We start from the raw sequence: 555 nt of genomic DNA on the forward strand, positions 1-555 counted from the left end.
GTACTGTAGGAGCGAGGCTTGCCCGCGAAGGCGTCGGCACATCCAGTATCCATGTGCCGGGCATCCCGCTCCCCCGGGAAAATCAGCGTTGTTTCAGTCGGTCGATCACAACCGCCAGCAACAGGATCGAACCGCGAATCACGTACTGATAGAAGGTATCGATGTTCTTCAGGTTCATCGCATTCTCGATGATCGCCAGAATCAGCACTCCGGCAATCACATGCCGAATCATCCCGATCCCGCCACTCAGCGACACCCCGCCCAACACGCAGGCCGAGATCACTGTCAGCTCGAAACCCTGGCCAATCATCGGCTGACCCGAGGTCATGCGCGACGCCAGAATCACCCCGGCCAATGCACCAATCACCCCGTGCACGGCGAAGATGATGATCTTGGTTCGGTCAACGTTTACCCCAGCCAGCAACGCCGCTTCCTGGTTGCCACCGATGGCCATGGTGTTGCGCCCGTAGGTGGTGTAATTCAGCAGCCAGCCGAAAAACAGGAAGCAAACGATGGTGATCAAAATCGGCACCGGCACACCGAATAACTGGCCAT

The 555-nt window shown here is 57.8% G+C and carries 1 protein-coding gene; it reads right to left on the reverse strand.

The window, feature by feature from the left end; genetic code table 11:
- Nucleotides 1-82: 82 nt before the first annotated feature.
- The coding region (locus AC1DIS_RS30120) for an ABC transporter permease subunit (protein ID WP_477781319.1) at nt 83-555 on the reverse strand (473 nt) is incomplete at its 5' end.

The organism is Pseudomonas sp. 05N433 (assembly GCF_056396925.1).